Annotated in this window: 15 protein-coding genes; 6 read left to right on the plus strand and 9 right to left on the minus strand. The window is 59.9% G+C overall.

Features of this window, described 5'->3' with window-relative positions; translation table 11 throughout:
• Positions 1 to 151: 151 nt before the first annotated feature.
• The 3 genes from CNE_RS38185 to CNE_RS38195 are packed head-to-tail and all read left to right on the plus strand — an operon-like array spanning position 152 to position 3,515.
• Positions 152 to 1,153: an ABC-three component system protein gene (locus tag CNE_RS38185; protein ID WP_013954408.1), complete on the plus strand. Its 1,002-nt coding sequence runs from the start codon at positions 152 to 154 to the stop codon at positions 1,151 to 1,153.
• Positions 1,141 to 1,653 (plus strand): ABC-three component system middle component 2, encoded by a 513-nt coding sequence (locus CNE_RS38190; RefSeq protein ID WP_013954409.1) that lies wholly within the window; start codon positions 1,141 to 1,143, stop codon positions 1,651 to 1,653. The genes CNE_RS38185 and CNE_RS38190 overlap by 13 nt, the downstream gene beginning before the upstream one ends.
• Positions 1,650 to 3,515 (plus strand): SMC family protein, encoded by a 1,866-nt coding sequence (locus CNE_RS38195; protein ID WP_013954410.1) that lies wholly within the window; start codon positions 1,650 to 1,652, stop codon positions 3,513 to 3,515. Before CNE_RS38190 ends, CNE_RS38195 begins: the two co-directional genes overlap by 4 nt.
• A 585-nt stretch (positions 3,516 to 4,100) precedes the next feature.
• Here CNE_RS38195 and CNE_RS38205 read toward each other — a convergent pair.
• From CNE_RS38205 to CNE_RS38220, 4 genes are all read right to left on the minus strand, one after another.
• The gene (locus CNE_RS38205; protein WP_013954411.1) at positions 4,101 to 4,316 is read right to left on the minus strand and encodes a hypothetical protein; all 216 of its coding nucleotides are present in this window, start codon (positions 4,314 to 4,316) and stop codon (positions 4,101 to 4,103) included.
• Positions 4,317 to 4,941: 625 nt separating this feature from the next.
• Complete coding sequence (locus CNE_RS38210; protein WP_013954412.1) at positions 4,942 to 5,724, minus strand: class II aldolase/adducin family protein; 783 nt, start codon at positions 5,722 to 5,724, stop codon at positions 4,942 to 4,944.
• Positions 5,725 to 5,746: 22 nt separating this feature from the next.
• A complete protein-coding gene (locus tag CNE_RS38215; protein ID WP_013954413.1) occupies positions 5,747 to 6,112 on the minus strand; it encodes a RidA family protein in 366 nt (121 codons plus the stop codon).
• Positions 6,113 to 6,120: 8 nt separating this feature from the next.
• A complete protein-coding gene (locus CNE_RS38220) occupies positions 6,121 to 7,101 on the minus strand; it encodes an NAD(P)-dependent oxidoreductase (RefSeq protein WP_013954414.1) in 981 nt (326 codons plus the stop codon).
• Between the two features lie 631 nt (positions 7,102 to 7,732).
• On the opposite strand from CNE_RS38220, the gene CNE_RS38225 reads away from it, so the two are divergent.
• From CNE_RS38225 to CNE_RS38235, 3 genes are read left to right on the plus strand one after another with little or no spacing between them, the layout of a single operon-like run.
• Positions 7,733 to 8,854, plus strand: a complete 1,122-nt coding sequence (locus tag CNE_RS38225) for a Re/Si-specific NAD(P)(+) transhydrogenase subunit alpha (protein ID WP_013954415.1) — start codon at positions 7,733 to 7,735, stop codon at positions 8,852 to 8,854.
• A gap of 14 nt (positions 8,855 to 8,868) precedes the next feature.
• Positions 8,869 to 9,210, plus strand: a complete 342-nt coding sequence (locus tag CNE_RS38230) for an NAD(P) transhydrogenase subunit alpha (RefSeq protein ID WP_013954416.1) — start codon at positions 8,869 to 8,871, stop codon at positions 9,208 to 9,210.
• Positions 9,210 to 10,685, plus strand: coding sequence for an NAD(P)(+) transhydrogenase (Re/Si-specific) subunit beta (locus CNE_RS38235; RefSeq protein ID WP_013954417.1), 1,476 nt, complete (start codon positions 9,210 to 9,212; stop codon positions 10,683 to 10,685). Before CNE_RS38230 ends, CNE_RS38235 begins: the two co-directional genes overlap by 1 nt.
• Before the next feature lie 43 nt (positions 10,686 to 10,728).
• Here CNE_RS38235 and CNE_RS38240 read toward each other — a convergent pair whose 3' ends face one another.
• The 5 genes from CNE_RS38240 to CNE_RS38260 all read right to left on the minus strand — a co-directional run bounded on the left by CNE_RS38240 (position 10,729) and on the right by CNE_RS38260 (position 16,592).
• The gene (locus CNE_RS38240; protein ID WP_080569702.1) at positions 10,729 to 11,655 is read right to left on the minus strand and encodes a DMT family transporter; all 927 of its coding nucleotides are present in this window, start codon (positions 11,653 to 11,655) and stop codon (positions 10,729 to 10,731) included.
• An 81-nt stretch (positions 11,656 to 11,736) separates the two neighbouring features.
• Positions 11,737 to 12,471, minus strand: a complete 735-nt coding sequence (locus CNE_RS38245; RefSeq protein ID WP_013954419.1) for a GntR family transcriptional regulator — start codon at positions 12,469 to 12,471, stop codon at positions 11,737 to 11,739.
• Between the two features lie 108 nt (positions 12,472 to 12,579).
• Complete coding sequence (locus CNE_RS38250; protein ID WP_013954420.1) at positions 12,580 to 14,184, minus strand: MFS transporter; 1,605 nt, start codon at positions 14,182 to 14,184, stop codon at positions 12,580 to 12,582.
• Between the two features lie 34 nt (positions 14,185 to 14,218).
• The gene (locus tag CNE_RS38255) at positions 14,219 to 15,037 is read right to left on the minus strand and encodes a phytanoyl-CoA dioxygenase family protein (protein WP_013954421.1); all 819 of its coding nucleotides are present in this window, start codon (positions 15,035 to 15,037) and stop codon (positions 14,219 to 14,221) included.
• Between the two features lie 79 nt (positions 15,038 to 15,116).
• On the minus strand, positions 15,117 to 16,592 hold the full coding sequence (locus tag CNE_RS38260) for an NAD-dependent succinate-semialdehyde dehydrogenase (protein ID WP_041229482.1): 1,476 nt from the start codon (positions 16,590 to 16,592) through the stop codon (positions 15,117 to 15,119).
• Between the last annotated feature and the right edge of the window lie 32 nt (positions 16,593 to 16,624).

Raw genomic sequence — 16,624 nt, forward strand, 5'->3', positions numbered from 1 at the left:
AGTAGCGCAGGTGGATCCGACCATCGAAAGGAGACATTCGAGGCTTTGGCGCGAACAGCGTCTTCCTGCGTCGTTGCCCACGGCAATCCAATATAATGCTCAGCGAGCACACCGACACGAAGCCATAGATCGGCATAAGGGAGGACCAACCTTGCGCATCAACCACGCCGCTCAGATCTGCGCGCTTTCGGCATCGGACCTTGAAGATTTCGTCGACGACTGGATCGCTCAGCGTTGCAAAGACTACTCCGCCCATGAACTTTGGCGTGGAACGGGTGACATGGGGCGCGATGTGACTGGATACGTGACTGACCGTCGCCTGGAGGGCCCGTGGGACAACTTCCAGTGCAAGCAGCTCAGTTCGAAGCTGTCCGAGCACTCGGCCTTTGTCGAACTCGGCAAGATTTTCAAGAACTCGGCCGATGGCGCGTTTTCCTTGCCGCGGGCGTACACCTTCGTCGCGCCGTACGGCCTTGTTCGGAACGCGCGGGACTACATAGCGCATCCCGAAAAGTTCAGGCAAGCCTTCCTGGACCGGTGGGACACCTACATCGCTGAGGACCTGGTGGAGAACCAAGTCGTCAAGCTGACCCCGAAGATCGAGGCCAAGATCAAGGCCTTCGACTTCAAGAAGGTTGACTGGATCGACGCGACGCGCCTCGCCAAGGATCCCGCGTGCAAACCAGCGCTGGTTGCATGGTTCGACGCCGATCCGGGGTCGTGGGTCAGGGATGTCGTGCCCGACGAGATTCAGGCTAGTGAGTCGGCCTACATTGGCCAGTTGCTCAAGGTCTACGACGAGAAGGGACCCGGGACGTATTCCGACGCCGCGGCGGCGCTCGCTTGTCCGGAGGTCGGCCCGAATCTGCGCATACAGCGCACCCGCTTTTTCGATTCCGTGGCCTTTGAACGGTTCTATCGGGATTCCACGCCCAAGGAGTACCTGGCAAATTTCAAGGATGAGATCTACCTCGGTGTGGTCGATGTCCATCAGGGCGCGCATACGGACCGGTTCAGTCGGCTCGGACGAGTGATGCAGCAAGCGGCCGTCCTGCAGCCGTCCGGCGTGCTCGCCAAGCACGCGAGCCCGCCAGTCAAGCAAGGCACCTGTCACCTGCTTGCAAACGAGGGGCTGCTGCCATGGGACCACTAGGGCGCAATGCACCAGCGCATCCATTCAACAGCACGCTTGAAACCGGAATCAGGGCGCTGGTGGTGCTGGAGGCCTTCTACCCGCGGCGCTGCGACCTTCTGGAAATGACTTGGCTCGACCACCTCGTCGTACACACCGGCGACCTCGACGGCCAGGATGTACCTGGGAGCCTGCATCCGGACCTGCCCAATCGTGCGGGCGAATTGCTCGTGCGGCGCCAACTAGTCGAGAAGAGCCTGCGTCTCATGCAGCAGGTGCATCTCATTGACGTAATCGAAACTGAGGATGGCATTGCGTTCGGCGCCAGCGAGGACGCGCCGAGCTATCTGGACCTACTGCAGGCGCCATATTCCCTTGCCCTCAAGGAACGCGCCAAGTGGATGGCCGACCGCTTTGCCGGCATGCAGAGCGCCGAGATGCGAGCATTGATCGAAAGCCGCATCGGGCGCTGGACCGCTGACTTCCGGGTCGAAGAGCTGCCTGTGGGGAATCGGAAATGAACGGCATCCGTCTCCGCCATCTTGTCTTCACTGGCCCGAACATCGAGTCCGCTGAACTTGAGTTCGACGATGGTCTCAACATCATCTACGGTGCCTCCAACACCGGGAAGTCCTTTGCGTCCAAAACCATCCTCTTCATGCTGGGTGCGAACACTAGCCTGCCCGAAACCGAGGAGGTGGCCGCGTACGACGGTGCCTGGCTGGGCGTCACCTTGGGCGAACAGGGCGACTTCACGCTCTATCGAGCGACGCGTGGCGGACACCTCAAGCTGTACACGGGCCTAGTCAAGGGCGCGCCGGCAGACAACGGGGAAGTGCTGCGGGAAAAGCACGACCAGAAGCGCACCGATACCGTATCGCATCGACTACTTGATGTGATCGGCCTTGCCGACAAGTGGGTGGTTCGTGACGGCAACGGGAAGAAGGACTCGCTGTCCATCCGCCTGCTGTCGAAGTACGCCGTGGTGGCCGAGGACGACATCATGTCCGAGACCAGCCCTGTCTATTTGTCGGGAAGCCCGTCAGAGCGCCCGTTCGAACGGAACCTCTTTAAGCTCCTGCTCACTGGCAACGACGATTCGGCCGCCGTGACCGTCCCAAAGGAGACGGAGCGCAAGGCGGCCAAGACTGCGAAAATTGAGTTGGTCGACGAACTGCTGGCGCAACTGGACGCTGAGCTCGGCGAGGAGCCCCCAGTCGAGAAGGAAACCGACGAGCAGCTTAGGCGCTTGGATCAGAGTGCCGACGGTTTGCTAACTCGGTTGCAGACTGCGCAGAACGAGCTGGACAGCCTCGTCGTTGAGCGACGCACCACGGTCGACCGTTGCCGCGAGTTGGAAGAGCGCGCCGATGAGCTGGAGCTCACGCTGCAGCGTTTTGCAAAACTGCAGGGGGTCTACACATCCGACTTGGAGCGTCTGCACTCCATCGAAGAAGGCGGGTACGTGCTGGTGGCGATGGCCGGACGGGACTGCGCGGTCTGTGGTGCTCCGCCCGGCGCCCAGATCCACAATCACGCAGCTGATGAGATCTCCATGGCGCACACGGCCGCTGCCGCCGAGGCCCGCAAGATTGAGCGCGAGCAGCGAGAGCTGGCGCACGTCGTCGCCTCGCTTGAGGCCGAGGCCGTTGGACTGCGCAAGACCATCGAAAAACACAACGCCGATACCGAAAAGCTTGACGGCACTATCCAGGGACTTCGTCCCCAGGAGGCGTCTCTGCGGGAAAGCTACGAGACCTACAACGCGAAGCGAACCGAGATACTCAAAGTACTCGATCTCTATCAGCGTCGCGCAAAGCTGGCCGCGCGGCGGGCGGAGATCGGAGCCATGCCCACCAAGCGCGAGGGCGAGCCTGCGCCGGTAGGCCCGGACTCGACGACCATGTTCGACTTCGGCGAGACGGTAAAGGCGGTGTTGAAGGCCTGGAAGTTTCCCGACGCCGACAAGGTGCAGTTCGATGGGAGGGCCAACGACATCACCGTCGGCGGCAAATCCCGCGCGGCCAACGGTAAGGGGGTCCGGGCGGTACTACACGCGGCCTTCAATGTCGCGGTGATCGTCCACTGCATTGACAACAAGCTGCCGCATCCTGGGTTCCTAGTGCTCGACACACCGCTGCTCACCTACCGCGAGCCGCTGGAGTCCAAGTACGGTGACTTGTCTCCCGACGAGGCCGCGCTCAAAGCGACCTCCCTCGCGGAACACTTCTACAAGCACCTCGCGAGCCTCGCGGCGCACGTGCAAGTCATTGTCATCGAGAACTCGGATCCACCTTCAGCCATGAACGGGTTGGCCCGCATCGAGACCTTCAGCGGCAAACAGGGCAATGGGCGAGCTGGGTTGCTCGCAAGGCCCGCTTAACTCCTCATGCCGGCGATATCCCGGAGTCTGTTGAACGAGTGAGATGAAGGTGGCGCGGCGAATACTACTGGCAGGTCGCTATGCTAATCTCCGCATAGCTTCGATCTGCGCATAGGGGTCGAAAGCGGCCGCCCATCATCCCCTCTGAGCAGCACGCGCTCCCATCAGCTGCACGGCAGTCCAGCTAATTCCGGATTTCCAGTCCAGCAAAAGCGCACGTAGTCCAGGTAATTCCGGTTTCCTACAGAACTGTTAGGAACCGGAATTCGCCGGACTGCGATTCCCGAAAAATCAATGGCTTAACCGCTAATTCCGTCGCGACTCGGCCGTCTCAGAACCGGAATTAGCTGGACTGCAGTGAAAAGATGCGCAAATTAGCTGGACTGCTCCGCAGGCGCCCTGTTGCGCACATTTCTTCTCCCTCCTCCCCACCTGCGGCGAAATCCCTGATCGCCGCTTCCCCGGCTATTGCGGAGAACGCTTCCCGGAGAGCGAGCTGCGCGATCTGCGGCGCGGACCGCATAGCGCTCGAGTGAAGGGCGCCGCGCGCGTGATCGCCATCGACCACGTCAGGCTACACCAGCCCTAGCTCCAATCGTCGGCCTCCAGACGCATCCAGCGGTCCGGCGCCTCGCCGTCGACCGATGCCAGCAACAGCGTTTCGCCGCAGTGCGAGCAGCGATAGGCGAAGGCGTTTTCGCCACTTGTGGTGCGCAGCGTAGCCGACTTCACTAACTTGGGGTGAGGCGGAACATGGCCAGGCCGGTCCAGTTGCGACAGGCAAAGGGCACACAGAGACATATTGGTTTCCTCCAGCACGCATACCGCTATCTCGAAGGCCATGGGCCTGTGTGATTTTGCTCCCCGTGCCAGGCTGGGTCGGCGTGCTTGCGCGTAGCAAGCACCAAGCACCGCACGGTCGACCGGCCAACGCGGCGTTGCGCGAGAAAAAAGCCACTGTGCGATGCGCTAGAGGCTTCGTCGCAGCGAAGATGAGGCGCGACGGTGTAAATGCCTTTGCGCGCTAGTCTTCAATGCGCCTGTCCGTTATCGGGTAGCGAGTTGAACCCTCGCAATTTCCATATTTTGGCGATGCATGCGTGTCTTCATGAGTGTCCGTCTTGACGGTCTTCCGGCTCCCAGCATGACTTCTGACGATGGCACCATGCTCAATGTATCGGCAGTACTCATGGTAGGAGGCGCCAAGGGCCGCCAGGAGCGAGCTAATGAGTTTGCACACCGAACACATAGATTTGTCTAGTGCCTTGACGATCAGTGGCCGCTTCTCAGTGACGCTTCGGCCAGTGAGAAGCGTTGGGAGCCGCGTTACGGTTATCGAACCGGCGCTTGTTTCGCGCCGGTACGTGGCCTTGCGTTGCTTACGGTCTTTTAAGAGCCGCAATTCCATTTTTCGCTACAGCGCCGCTCAGCAACGATAGTCACCACCGTCGCGGTCAAGGAGCCGAAGCAGAGCTGTCCATTCGCGGTCCAGGTGGACTGTGCTGAGATAGGCGTAGTCGTCGTGCTGGCGCGCGGCGTGCTCGCAGACGTCGCCCGACGGGATCGTGACCTTCTGACCCATCGACAGCGTCTGCACTTGGATCTCGCAGGCTCGGTTTAGGTAAAACATGCGCGTGAACGCCTCTGCCACCGTGCGGCCCGTCGTCAGCAAGCCATGGTTGCGAAGGATCAAATAGTGAGCATCGCCCATCGACTTGACGATTCGCGAGCGCTCGTCGAGGTCGAGCGAGATGCCCTCATAGTCGTGGTAGTTCACGCGGTTGTAGAACTGCATGCTGATTTGGTTCAGCGGCAGCAGACCGCATTCCAGTGCGGCCACCGCCATGCCGGCGTTGGTGTGCAGGTGAACCACGCATTCAACGTCGTGCCGGCTTTGGTGGAGCGCGCTGTGGATCGTGAAGCCGGCCGCGTTGACCTCGAAACGGTCGTCGGCGATGGGCCGACCGTCGGTGTCGATCTTCACTAGGCACGACGCAGTGATCTCGTCAAAGAACCAGCCGTGCGGGTTGATCAAGAACTGGTCGGTCGTGCCAGGCACGCGCACCGAGATGTGCGTGTAGATCAGGTCGGTAAGGTTGAACTTGGCCGCCAGCCGGTAGGCTGCGGCAAGTTGGACACGCACCGCCCACTCTTCGTCGCTAATATTACGCGGCTTGCGGTTGCGATGCGGATCGGTAGTTGAAATCATAGTCCTGAGCTCCTTTGGAGAATCAGCGCAATAGGGCCGAGACGACAATCTCGACGCGGTAGGCGGGGTCGGCGAGCGCCACGTGGCCGCAGCAACGCGTGGGCGTCTCACCGGGTGCTACCCACGCGTCCCAGACCGCGTTGAAGCCGTCGAAGTCTGCCATGTCGGCGAGCCAGACTTGCGCGGTCAGCGCGTGGCCCTTGTCGGTGCCGGCCTCGGCTAACAGCGCGTCCACCTTGGCCAGCACCTCCTGCGCCTGGCTGGCGATGTCGCCGGCCTTGTCGTCGGCCACCTGGCCAGCCAGAAAAACCATGCCATTGGCGATTACGGCGCGGCTGCGGCGATGATTTTGGTCCAGTCGGACTATGGCGGGTGCGGTAACGGTCATGGTGGATATCAGTTGGATGACTGGACGATACGGCGGCAGTGATCGAGCGCGGCTTCGATCAGGTTGTTGTTTGCTTCCGGCGTGCGGAAAGCCGAATGGGCCGAAAGCGTGACGTTCGGCAGCGTAGTCAGCAAGTGGCCGGGCGGCATCGGCTCTACTGTGAAGACGTCCAGGCCGGCGTGGGCCAGCTTACCGCTGCCTAGAGCCTTCACCATCGCGTCCTCGTCGACGAGCGCGCCGCGCGCCGTGTTGATGAGGATCGCGCCGTCGCGCATCGAGGCGATGCGCCCCGCCGAGATCAGACCGCGCGTCTCGTCGGTCAGCAGCAGGTGCAGTGACACCACGTCGCTCCCGCGCAGTAGCGTGTCGAGATCGACAAATTCGATATCCGCGTGGGTCTTCGGCGTCCGGTTCCAGGCGATCACGCGCATGCCGATGCCGCGCGCCAGCCGGGCCAGCTCCTGCGCGATGCCGCCGAAGCCGACCAGCCCGATCGTCTTGCCAGTGAGTTGCACAGCGTCCGAACGCAGCCAGTTGCCGGCGCGCATCTCGCGGTCCATGCGCGAGAAGTTGCGCGCCGCGGCCCACATCAGCGCGAACGCGCACTCGGCGACGGCCGTGTCGCCATATCCCTTGATCGTATGGACCGTGATGCCCAGCTCCGCTAGTTGTTCGGGATTCATATAGCTGCGCGCGCCGGTGCCGAGGAACACCACGTGCCGGAGACCCTTGCATTGGTACGCAACTTCGGTCGGCAGGTGCGTATGGTCGATGATCGCGATAGGGGCGCCGGCCAGCGCCTCCGGCAATCCCTCAGGGCGAATGTCGGGTTGCCGGTTGACTGCTAACGGCAAGTCGTCATCGCGGCGAATTCGCAGCGAGACTTCCGCCAAGGTTGGATTGGCATCAACGAAAACTGCGCGCCATGCGGTGGCGCTGGACGGGATGCCGTCAAGTTCAACGGCAGAAGAAGTTCGGCTCGAAGTCATTGTCTTTACGTGGCTGGATGAGAGTGCAGGTCAACTGACCCAACTGGCGATGCGGTGATCTGCAACGTCCATTCAGCATATCCTGTAACTGCATACAGATCAATATTTAGTTGTGTATGCACTTTGAAGCGGCTTAACATCCTCCTGGCTGTCTCCAAGCTACCGCCCCACGAAAGGCTTGTGGGGTCCGTGTTGAGGATTAGGGTGCGATGTCCGCCAGGAATGGCGAGGGTGATTTGTGCAAGGGGCGCGGGCCCGTTCAAATCAGCTGACGTCGAGAGTTCTGGGAAGGAAGGCGTCCTCTGGCCGTGTTCGCCGCTTAGATGCGCGACGAACGGCCCAGGCGCCGGTCACTCCACTTTCTCGGGTTCGCACACTGAACACACAAGTGCATACTGTACATTATATTGTTAGGTATGCAATATGGCGGTATCATCTTCCTCACGCGTCGAACGACGCGCGCCCGTACAGCGGGGGCCGGCGTCCATGCCGAATGCGCTGAACCCGTTCATTTGAGAACAACCGTCGGCGGCTTGTTTGCGGCTTGTGCTAGCCAAATTGGTCACACGATACCGGGCTCCTGCTGGTTCCCAAGAGGGGCTCACGTTCATTCGTCAAAGGAAGATTTCCCATGCGTATTGGAGTCCCTACCGAGTCTCGGGTGGGAGAGTCACGCGTCGCCGCGACCGCGGAGACCGTTAAGAAACTTGTGCAGCAAGGTCATCAGGTCACGTTACAGGCAGGCGCAGGGCTGAAGGCCAGTCAACCCGATGGCGCATACGAAGAGGCGGGTGCGCAGATTGGCGATATACACGCCGCCTTCGACGCCGATATCGTCTTGAAGGTGAGAGCTCCTTCAACTGAGGAGGTGCCACGGATGCGACAGGGCGCCATCCTTGTCGGGATGCTGGGCCGCTTGGATCAGACCAACAGCGAATTATTAGCCCAGGTAGGCGTGACCGCTTTTTCGCTCGAGGCAGCACCTCGCACGACGCGCGCACAGAGCATGGATGTGCTCTCGTCTCAAGCCAATATTGCTGGCTATAAGGCCGTCCTGATCGCTGCACAGCACTACAAACGATTCTTACCAATGCTTATGACTGCTGCAGGCACCGTTAAGGCCGCACGGGTCCTAGTGCTTGGTGCCGGTGTAGCGGGACTACAAGCGATTGCAACGGCCAAGCGACTAGGCGCGGTTATCGAGGCTTCCGACGTGCGACCTGGCGTAAAGGAACAGGTTGAATCGCTTGGGGCCAAATTCCTTGACGTTTCGCTATTGACCGACGAAGAACGTGAGATCGCGAAAGGCGTGGGCGGCTACGCACGCCCGATGCCGAGTGACTGGTTGCGTCGGCAGGCAACGCTCGTGCATGAGCGCGCCAAACAGGCCGACATCATTATTACCACCGCCCTCATCCCGGGTCAAAAAGCCCCGGTGCTCTTACCGGAAGAAGCAGTCATGGAGATGAAGCCTGGGTCTATTGTCGTTGATCTGGCGGCGGCTGACGGTGGTAACTGTCCACTGACTGTCGCCGATGAAGTGGTTGAACGGCATGGTGTGACGCTTATCGGCCATACGAACTTGGCCAGCATGGTGGCTGCCGATGCATCAGCCCTGTACGCCCGCAATGTCCTTAGTTTTCTGACGATTCTACTGAATTCGAATGACGCGCGCGTGTTGAACATGGAGGACGACATTGTCAAAGCTTGTCTGGTCTCCCACGACGGTCGTGTTCGCGACGCACAATCTTAAACAAGGAGGAGCAAATGGAAGTGGTAGGACATACGGTGATCAACCTGATCATCTTCGTGCTGGCGATCTACGTGGGTTACCACGTGGTCTGGACGGTCACGCCGGCCCTGCATACACCCCTGATGGCGGTGACCAACGCGATCTCAGCCATCATCATTGTCGGCGCGATGCTCGCCGCGGGCCTGACCGAAGGCGGGGTCGGGCGCGTGATGGGCACGCTGGCGGTGGCACTGGCCGCGGTCAATGTGTTCGGCGGCTTCCTGGTCACCCAGCGCATGCTGGAGATGTTCAAGAAGAAGGAACCGAAGGCCAAGGCCCCTGAGGCCAAGCAGGCGCTGGCCAGGGAGGGCGCGTAATGACCGGTCTCGTCAGCATGAACCTCGTCACCCTGCTCTACCTGGTGGCCTCGGTCTGCTTTATCCAGGCGCTCAAGGGCCTGTCGCACCCGGCTTCGGCGCGCAAGGGCAATACCTTCGGCATGATCGGCATGGCGATTGCCGTGGTGACCACGCTGGTCCTGATCGTCAAGCTCAAGAATGAATTCCTGGCGGCGGGCACGGCCCAGTCGGCGGTGGGCACGGGCCTCGCGCTGATCTTCGCCGCGCTTGTGGTCGGCGGCGGCATCGGCACCTACGTGGCGAAGAAGGTGCAGATGACCAAGATGCCCGAGTTGGTGGCGGCGATGCACTCGCTGATCGGCCTAGCCGCGGTGTTCATCGCGGTGGCCGCGGTGTCCGAGCCGGCGGCGTTCGGCATCAGCCCGGCAGGCTCGCACCTGATCCCGCTGGGCAACCGCATCGAGCTCTTTATCGGCTGCTTCGTCGGTGCCATCACCTTCTCGGGCTCGGTGATCGCCTTCGGCAAGCTGGCCGGGCGCTACAAGTTCCGCCTGTTCCAGGGCGCGCCGGTGGTGTTCGCCGGCCAGCACTGGCTGAACCTGCTGCTGGCGGTGGCGATGGTCGGCTTCGGCATCATCTTCTTCATGTCGCAGGCGTGGCTGCCGTTCCTGATCATGCTGGCGATCGCCTTCGTGCTGGGCGTGACCATCATTATCCCGATCGGCGGCGCCGACATGCCGGTGGTGGTGTCGATGCTGAACTCGTACTCGGGCTGGGCGGCGGCGGGCATCGGCTTCTCGCTGAACAACCCGATGCTGATCATCGCGGGCTCGCTGGTGGGCTCCTCCGGTGCGATCCTGTCGTACATCATGTGCCGGGCGATGAACCGCTCGTTCTTCAACGTGCTGCTGGGGGGCTTCGGCGGCGAAGCGGTGGCTGCCGGTGCGGCCGGCGCGCAGGCGCAGCGCAACGTGAAGTCCGGTTCGGCCGACGACGCCGCCTTCCTGATGGGCAACGCCGAAACGGTCATCATCGTGCCGGGCTACGGCCTAGCCGTTGCGCGCGCCCAACACGCGCTCAAGGAACTGACCGAGAAGCTGGCGGAAAAGGGCGTGACCGTGAAACACGCCATCCACCCCGTCGCGGGCCGCATGCCCGGCCATATGAACGTGCTGCTGGCCGAGGCCGAGGTGCCGTACGACCAGGTCTTCGAGATGGAAGACATCAACAGCGAGTTCGGCCAGGCCGACGTGGTGCTGGTGCTGGGCGCCAACGACGTGGTCAACCCGGCGGCCAAGAACGACCCCAAGTCGCCGATCGCCGGCATGCCGATCCTGGAGGCGTACAAGGCCAAGACCATCATCGTCAACAAGCGCTCGATGGCCGCCGGCTACGCCGGGCTGGACAACGAGCTGTTCTACATGGACAAGACCATGATGGTGTTCGGCGACGCCAAGAAGGTGGTCGAGGATATGTTCAAGGCCGTCAACTGATGCATAGGACGAGCCGGCGCGACAGCGCCGGCTTTTCGGGACCTCATCCCGCTGGATCACCCACCGCCGCAGACAGCTTCATCCGGGCGCTGGTACATGTTCCGAGCACGCCGCTGCATGCGACGATGCTGATGCCGACCAGCGCCCACAAATCCGGAACATGAGAGAACAGCAACCATCCGCCAAGCATGGCGAACCCTATCTGCCCATAGAGATATGGGGTTAATACGGCAACTGGGGCATGGGAATAGGCCTTGATCAAAAGAAAGTGGCCCAGAGAACTGCAGCTCCCCATGACCACAAGCACCAGCCACCATTGCCAGGGAATGTTTGTCTGCCAGCCAAATGGTACGGCTAAACTCATCACTAGCGCACCCACGGCTCCGGTATATAGATGCGTGGTTCCTGCATGGTCGACCTTTGCAAGCTGACTTGTCACCAACTGAAAGGTCGCGTTGGCAATGACGAATCCCAATGGCAACAGCATCGGCCACCCGAATTGTTGTCCGCCCGGACGGACTACCATCAGTGCGCCTATAAAGCCCCCTAGCAGAAGCATCCATCGCTGCACGGAGACTTCTTCTCCTATGAGAATCGTCGCTAGCAGTGTGATGACGAGCGGCGTGATCATTGCGATCGCCGTGAATTCCGCAACCGGCAAATATTTGAGGCTTAGGAAAGCGAAGACACTGACGAGGACAAGCAGCATGCCTCGTATGACCTGAAGATATGGGCGCCGTGTCATGAATACTGCCCTGCCTCGTATGGGCAGCAATACTCCGGCCGTCAAGGTGGTCTGAAACAAATATCGGAACCAGATCACCATTTCCAGTGGCACTGTAGTGCCAACCCACTTGGTGAGGCTATCGAAGGCGGCGAAACACACGACCGCCACGATGATCAACGAGATACCCTTAACATTTGGTCGCAACACAGGCAAGATTCCTTGACGTGGCGACGCCTCTCGCATGTGTTGGCACGCCGTCCCTGGCGCGCATGCTGCGGCACGGTGACGGCACTACCAAAGGAGAGCGTCACCGGAGGAGGACACCTATCCTCGCTGCCGCGTATAGATTTCGGAGAAGCCCAGTTTGATAACTTCTGTGATCTGCTCCTTGCGGCGCGCAATATGACCCTCAAGTAATTTGACGAGAGCCACTTCATCGCGAGCCTTCAGAGCCTGCACGATCTGCATGTGTTCAGCTTGCGTGTACGGCCGCCGGCCGTTTCGCATGTCGATCCAGCGGACATAGTGAATGCGGGCATTGACGTTGGATAGCGCACGCACAAACTCGTCATTTCGCGTCAGATGTGCAAGCCGCATATGGAACGCCTCATCTAGCGCCAACAGCTGGTTGGAATCCGAATCCTCGGGAACGGCAGCGTCCTCCTGAACGCTGCGCTCCAGTTGGACAATCTCGTCATCAGTGGCCCGCTGGCACGCCAGTCGACCGATTGCTGTTTCCAAACTGAGCCTATATTCATATAGGTCGAAGATCTGCTTAACGTCCAACGGTCGACTCACAAATCCCTTGTTGGTGGTCCGCTCGAGGAACCCCTCAACCATCAGCTGGTTGAGAACCTCTCGCAGAGGGGTGCGACTTACATCGAGCTGCTTCGATAGATCGATCTCGTTGATACGCTCGCCCGGGCGCAATTCGAACGTCGCAGCCATGTTCTTCACCCGCTCATAGATCGCAGCGGAGCTCAGCGACGTGCGTTTGCGGGCCTCAGGTTTTGGCGAAGGCTTCTCTTCCAGGTTCGACGTAGCTACTGATATTTCCATGGGATCCACCATCAAAGTGCATACATCGCTGTATTGTATCAAATATACAGATCCAGAGCGACAAATCGGGCGGGACCGAGGAGCACTCGACCCGCCCGGCCGACTCGATCAGCGATCGAGGGTCCAACCCTTGGTCTCCGGCAACAGGAAGGCGGTCACCAGAATCGATATTGTGGCGATGACGAGCGGATAAAACAGTCCGGAATAGATGTCGCCTGTGGTCGTCGAGATCAACGTCGCGAAGTAAAGGGCAAAGCCACCGAAATACCCGGTTCCGATGTGGTACGCCATAGACATGCTCGAGTAGCGTACCCGCGTCGGAAAGAGCTCAACCAGATAGGCTGCGTTAGGTCCGTATGCGATGCAACCGAGCACGACAAGGATCCAGATCAGAAGGATTACGGCTGGCCGGTTAATCTGCGCGGGATCCGCCTTGGCGGGGTATCCAGCGCTGGCCAGCAGCTTCTCGATAGAGATCTTGTCGGCGTTCTCGGTGGACAGATCCTTTACGCGCACCACAGCGCCCGACTCGCTTGAAGGTACCACCGTGTAGGGAACACCAGCGTTGTTCAGAATTTCCCTGGCCTTCTCGCAGGACGTCTCTGGCCCGGAGAAGGGACGCAGGCGGCATTCGGAAGAATGGATGGTGACTGGGGCTTCGGCACTCGCGCGCTCGAGCGCGGGATTGGCAAAATGCGTGACACCCTTGAATATCGGAAAGATCAACGCAACCGCGCTAATGAAGCCAAAGAGGATCACCTTCTTCCGGCCGAAACGATCAGACAGTCGCCCTGAGAGAACGAAGAACGGCGACCCCAATATCAGCGCGATCGACACCATCCAGTACGCTGTCGTCGGATCCACCTTCAGCCAGCGCATGAGGAAGATCAGTGCGAAGAACTGGCCCGTGTACCAAATCACCGTTACACCTGCCACCGTTCCGAACAGTGCCAGCAGCACGTACTTCAGGTTAGCCCAGTTGCCAAAGGCGTCTCGGATCGGCTTCTTGGACAACTTGCCCTCAGCCTTCATCTGGAGGAAGACCGGCGACTCGTTAAGACGAGAGCGAATGAAAATCGACAAAGCCAGGAGAAAGATCGAGAACAGGAACGGCACACGCCACCCCCAAGACGCGAACTGCTCCGCGGTTGTAAGCGACTGCGTAGTCGTTACCACCACAAGAGAGAGCACGAACCCCGCCGTTGCTGTCAGTTGAATCCACCCGGTCGCACGCCCTCGATCGTCCGGCCTCGCATGTTCAGCGACGTAGGTGGCTGCACCACCGTATTCTCCACCGAGTGCAAGCCCCTGGATACAGCGAAGCAGCACCAGAAGGAATGGCGCGAGTGCGCCGGCGGTGGCGTACGTTGGCAGCAACCCCACGCCGACGGTGGAAATGCCCATCATGATGATGGTTACCAAGAATGTGTACTTGCGACCGACGATATCGCCCAGTCGACCGAATATTAGCGAGCCGAATGGACGCAGTACAAGACCGACGCCAAAGGTCGCAAGGCTAGCGAGAAACGCGGCCGTTTGTCCCAGAGACGGAGGAAAAAACAACGGGCCCAGAGCCGTGGCAAGCGCACCATATATGAAAAAATCGTACCACTCGAAAGCAGTGCCCAACGACGAACCGAGAATTACCTTCCGCATTTCGCTGGATTGCGCTGCCGTGGCGCTCGCTTGCGCCGGTGCTTCTAGTGTGTTCATGTTTTCCTCCAATCTCCGCGCAGCTCGCGAAACGTTATGCTGCTACTACGCCGGCCGCATACCTGGCCAGACTGTCATCATCGACTTCCTGCAGCGTGAACGGCGACGGGTTCATGATGTAGTTGTTCTTGTGCTTGCGCGTCGCCGCGCCCGTTGGGCGATTTCCGTCACGGCTGTATGCGAAATAGAGGTTGCGCCGGCCATCGTTGGAGTGGTTCTCCTTCGAGCTGTGCACGAGGTTGCCGCAGAAAAACACCATGGTGCCAGCAGGAAAGACGCATTCGTAGATAGGGCTCTGCGAAAAATGCTTTTCCATGTACTCGTCCGGCACGATATGCAGGGGGTAGCTGGTCGTCGTTGTGTCATAGAACGGCTCGATGAGTCCGTGTTTGTGCGAACCGGGGATGAAGCGCAGCGGTCCGTTGTCGGGCGTGGAGTCGTCAAGCGTAATGAGTACGGTAAGCATGTCGCGATGACCGCCATGCGGAACACCATCGTGAATCCAACTGGCGTAGTCCTGATGCCATTGGAAGATGTCACCTTTGCCCGCAGCCTTGTAGTTCAACCGCGACTGATGAAGGTAGGTTTCGCCAAGCAACTGCTTGATGGCACCCAGCACGCGAGGAAGACGATAGGCCCGCGCGCATGCTTCCGAGTCGAGTTCGACAGCCCAAGCTGCCCGTACGGTTTCCCCATCCTTCTCGAGCACGTTGGCGTCCGGATGGCCACGCTTGTCGCTGCGTAGTACTACGGCATCCTGCTGGAGCGCACGAAGCTCCTCCGGCGTGAAAACATCACGCAGCACCAGAAAACCGTTTTCGTCATAGAACTTTATTTGCTCTTCGGTCAACATCTCAATCTCCTTCGTGGATCACGTTGCTCAACAAACTGCCTCAGAACCTGCTGCTTCTTTACCGAACCGCCTAGGCGTCTTACAGACCGCCAATCGTTACCTGCTTGATTTCCAGGAAATCCTCGATGCCATGGTGGGCACCCTCTCTACCGATGCCGGACTGCTTGACGCCACCGATCGGAACCGCTTCGGATGAAATGACCGCCTCGTTAATACCAATGGCACCCAACTCGAGGCGCTCAGCCATGCGGAAAGCGCGCGAAAGGTCGCGTGTGTAGAAGTAGCCAGCCAGACCGTATTGCGTGGCATTGGCGAGCGTCAGGGCCTCCTCTTCCGTGTCGAAAGCCAGCAGTGGTGCGACTGGGCCGAAAGTCTCGTCGCTGCAGATCTGCATTTCTGGATTGACGTCGGCCAGGACCGTAGGCTCGAAAAAGAGTGGACCCTTGGCTGAAACGTGGCCACCCTGGATGACTCGGGCGCCCTTAGCAACGGCGTCCTCAATATGCGCACGAACCTTTTCTACTGCACGTGAATTGATTAGGGGACCTTGTGTAACGTTCTCCTCGGTTCCCGGGCCGAGGCGGAGCTTGCGAACCTTCTCGACGAGCTTCTCAGCGAATGCCTGGTACACACCTCGCTGTACCAAGATCCGGTTTGCACAGGTACAGGTTTGCCCCATATTGCGAAACTTACTGGCGAGCGCGCCTTCCGCAGCGCGGTCGAGGTCCGCATCATCGAATACGATGAGTGGTGCGTTACCCCCAAGTTCAAGGCTAAGCTTCAGCACGTTGTCAGCGGCCAGTCGCATCAGATGCTTGCCCGTGGCCGTAGAACCTGTGAAAGACAGCTTGCGGACCCGGTCATCAGAGAGCAATACGCGCCCGAGAGCCGCGGCATCGTCCCGGCCTGCCATTACCAAATTGATAACGCCCGGCGGAATACCAGCTTCACGTGCCAGCGCGCACAGCGCGATCGCGGAGAGCGGCGTTTCTTCGGAGGGCTTCAACACAATGGAGCAACCGGCTGCGAGCGCTGGAGCACATTTCCGGGTAATCATTGCGCTCGGAAAGTTCCAAGGGGTGATTGCAACGACCACGCCGATCGGCTGCCGCAGAATCAATACTCGCCGATCTGCGCTGTACGTCTGCAGGACTTCGCCTTGAATTCGCTTTGCTTCTTCCGCGTACCACGATACAAAGCTGGCGCCGAAGAGGACTTCGCCTCGCGCTTCGGCAAGAGGCTTGCCTTGTTCCAGAGTCATGAGGATGGCCAGGTCCTCACGATTTGCGAGGATCAGCTCATACCACTTCATCAGGATAGCCGCGCGCTCCTTGGCGGTCTTGCTGGCCCATAGAGGCTGCGCCCGATGTGCAGCCGAAACGGCGGCAGTTGCCTGGGCATTCGTTGCAGATGGCAACGTCGCCAAGACCTCACCGTTGGCTGGATTGCAAACCTCGAACTCATTGCGCTCGATGTTTTCGTACCAGTCGCCATCGATCAAATGGCCAGTGCGCAGCACGGCTGCATTTCGAATCACTTTACGAAGATTTTCCATTTTTGTTTGCACGATCACTCCGGTGGATGGGA

Origin of the sequence: Cupriavidus necator N-1 (assembly GCF_000219215.1) — a bacterium.
Classification (GTDB): domain Bacteria; phylum Pseudomonadota; class Gammaproteobacteria; order Burkholderiales; family Burkholderiaceae; genus Cupriavidus; species Cupriavidus necator.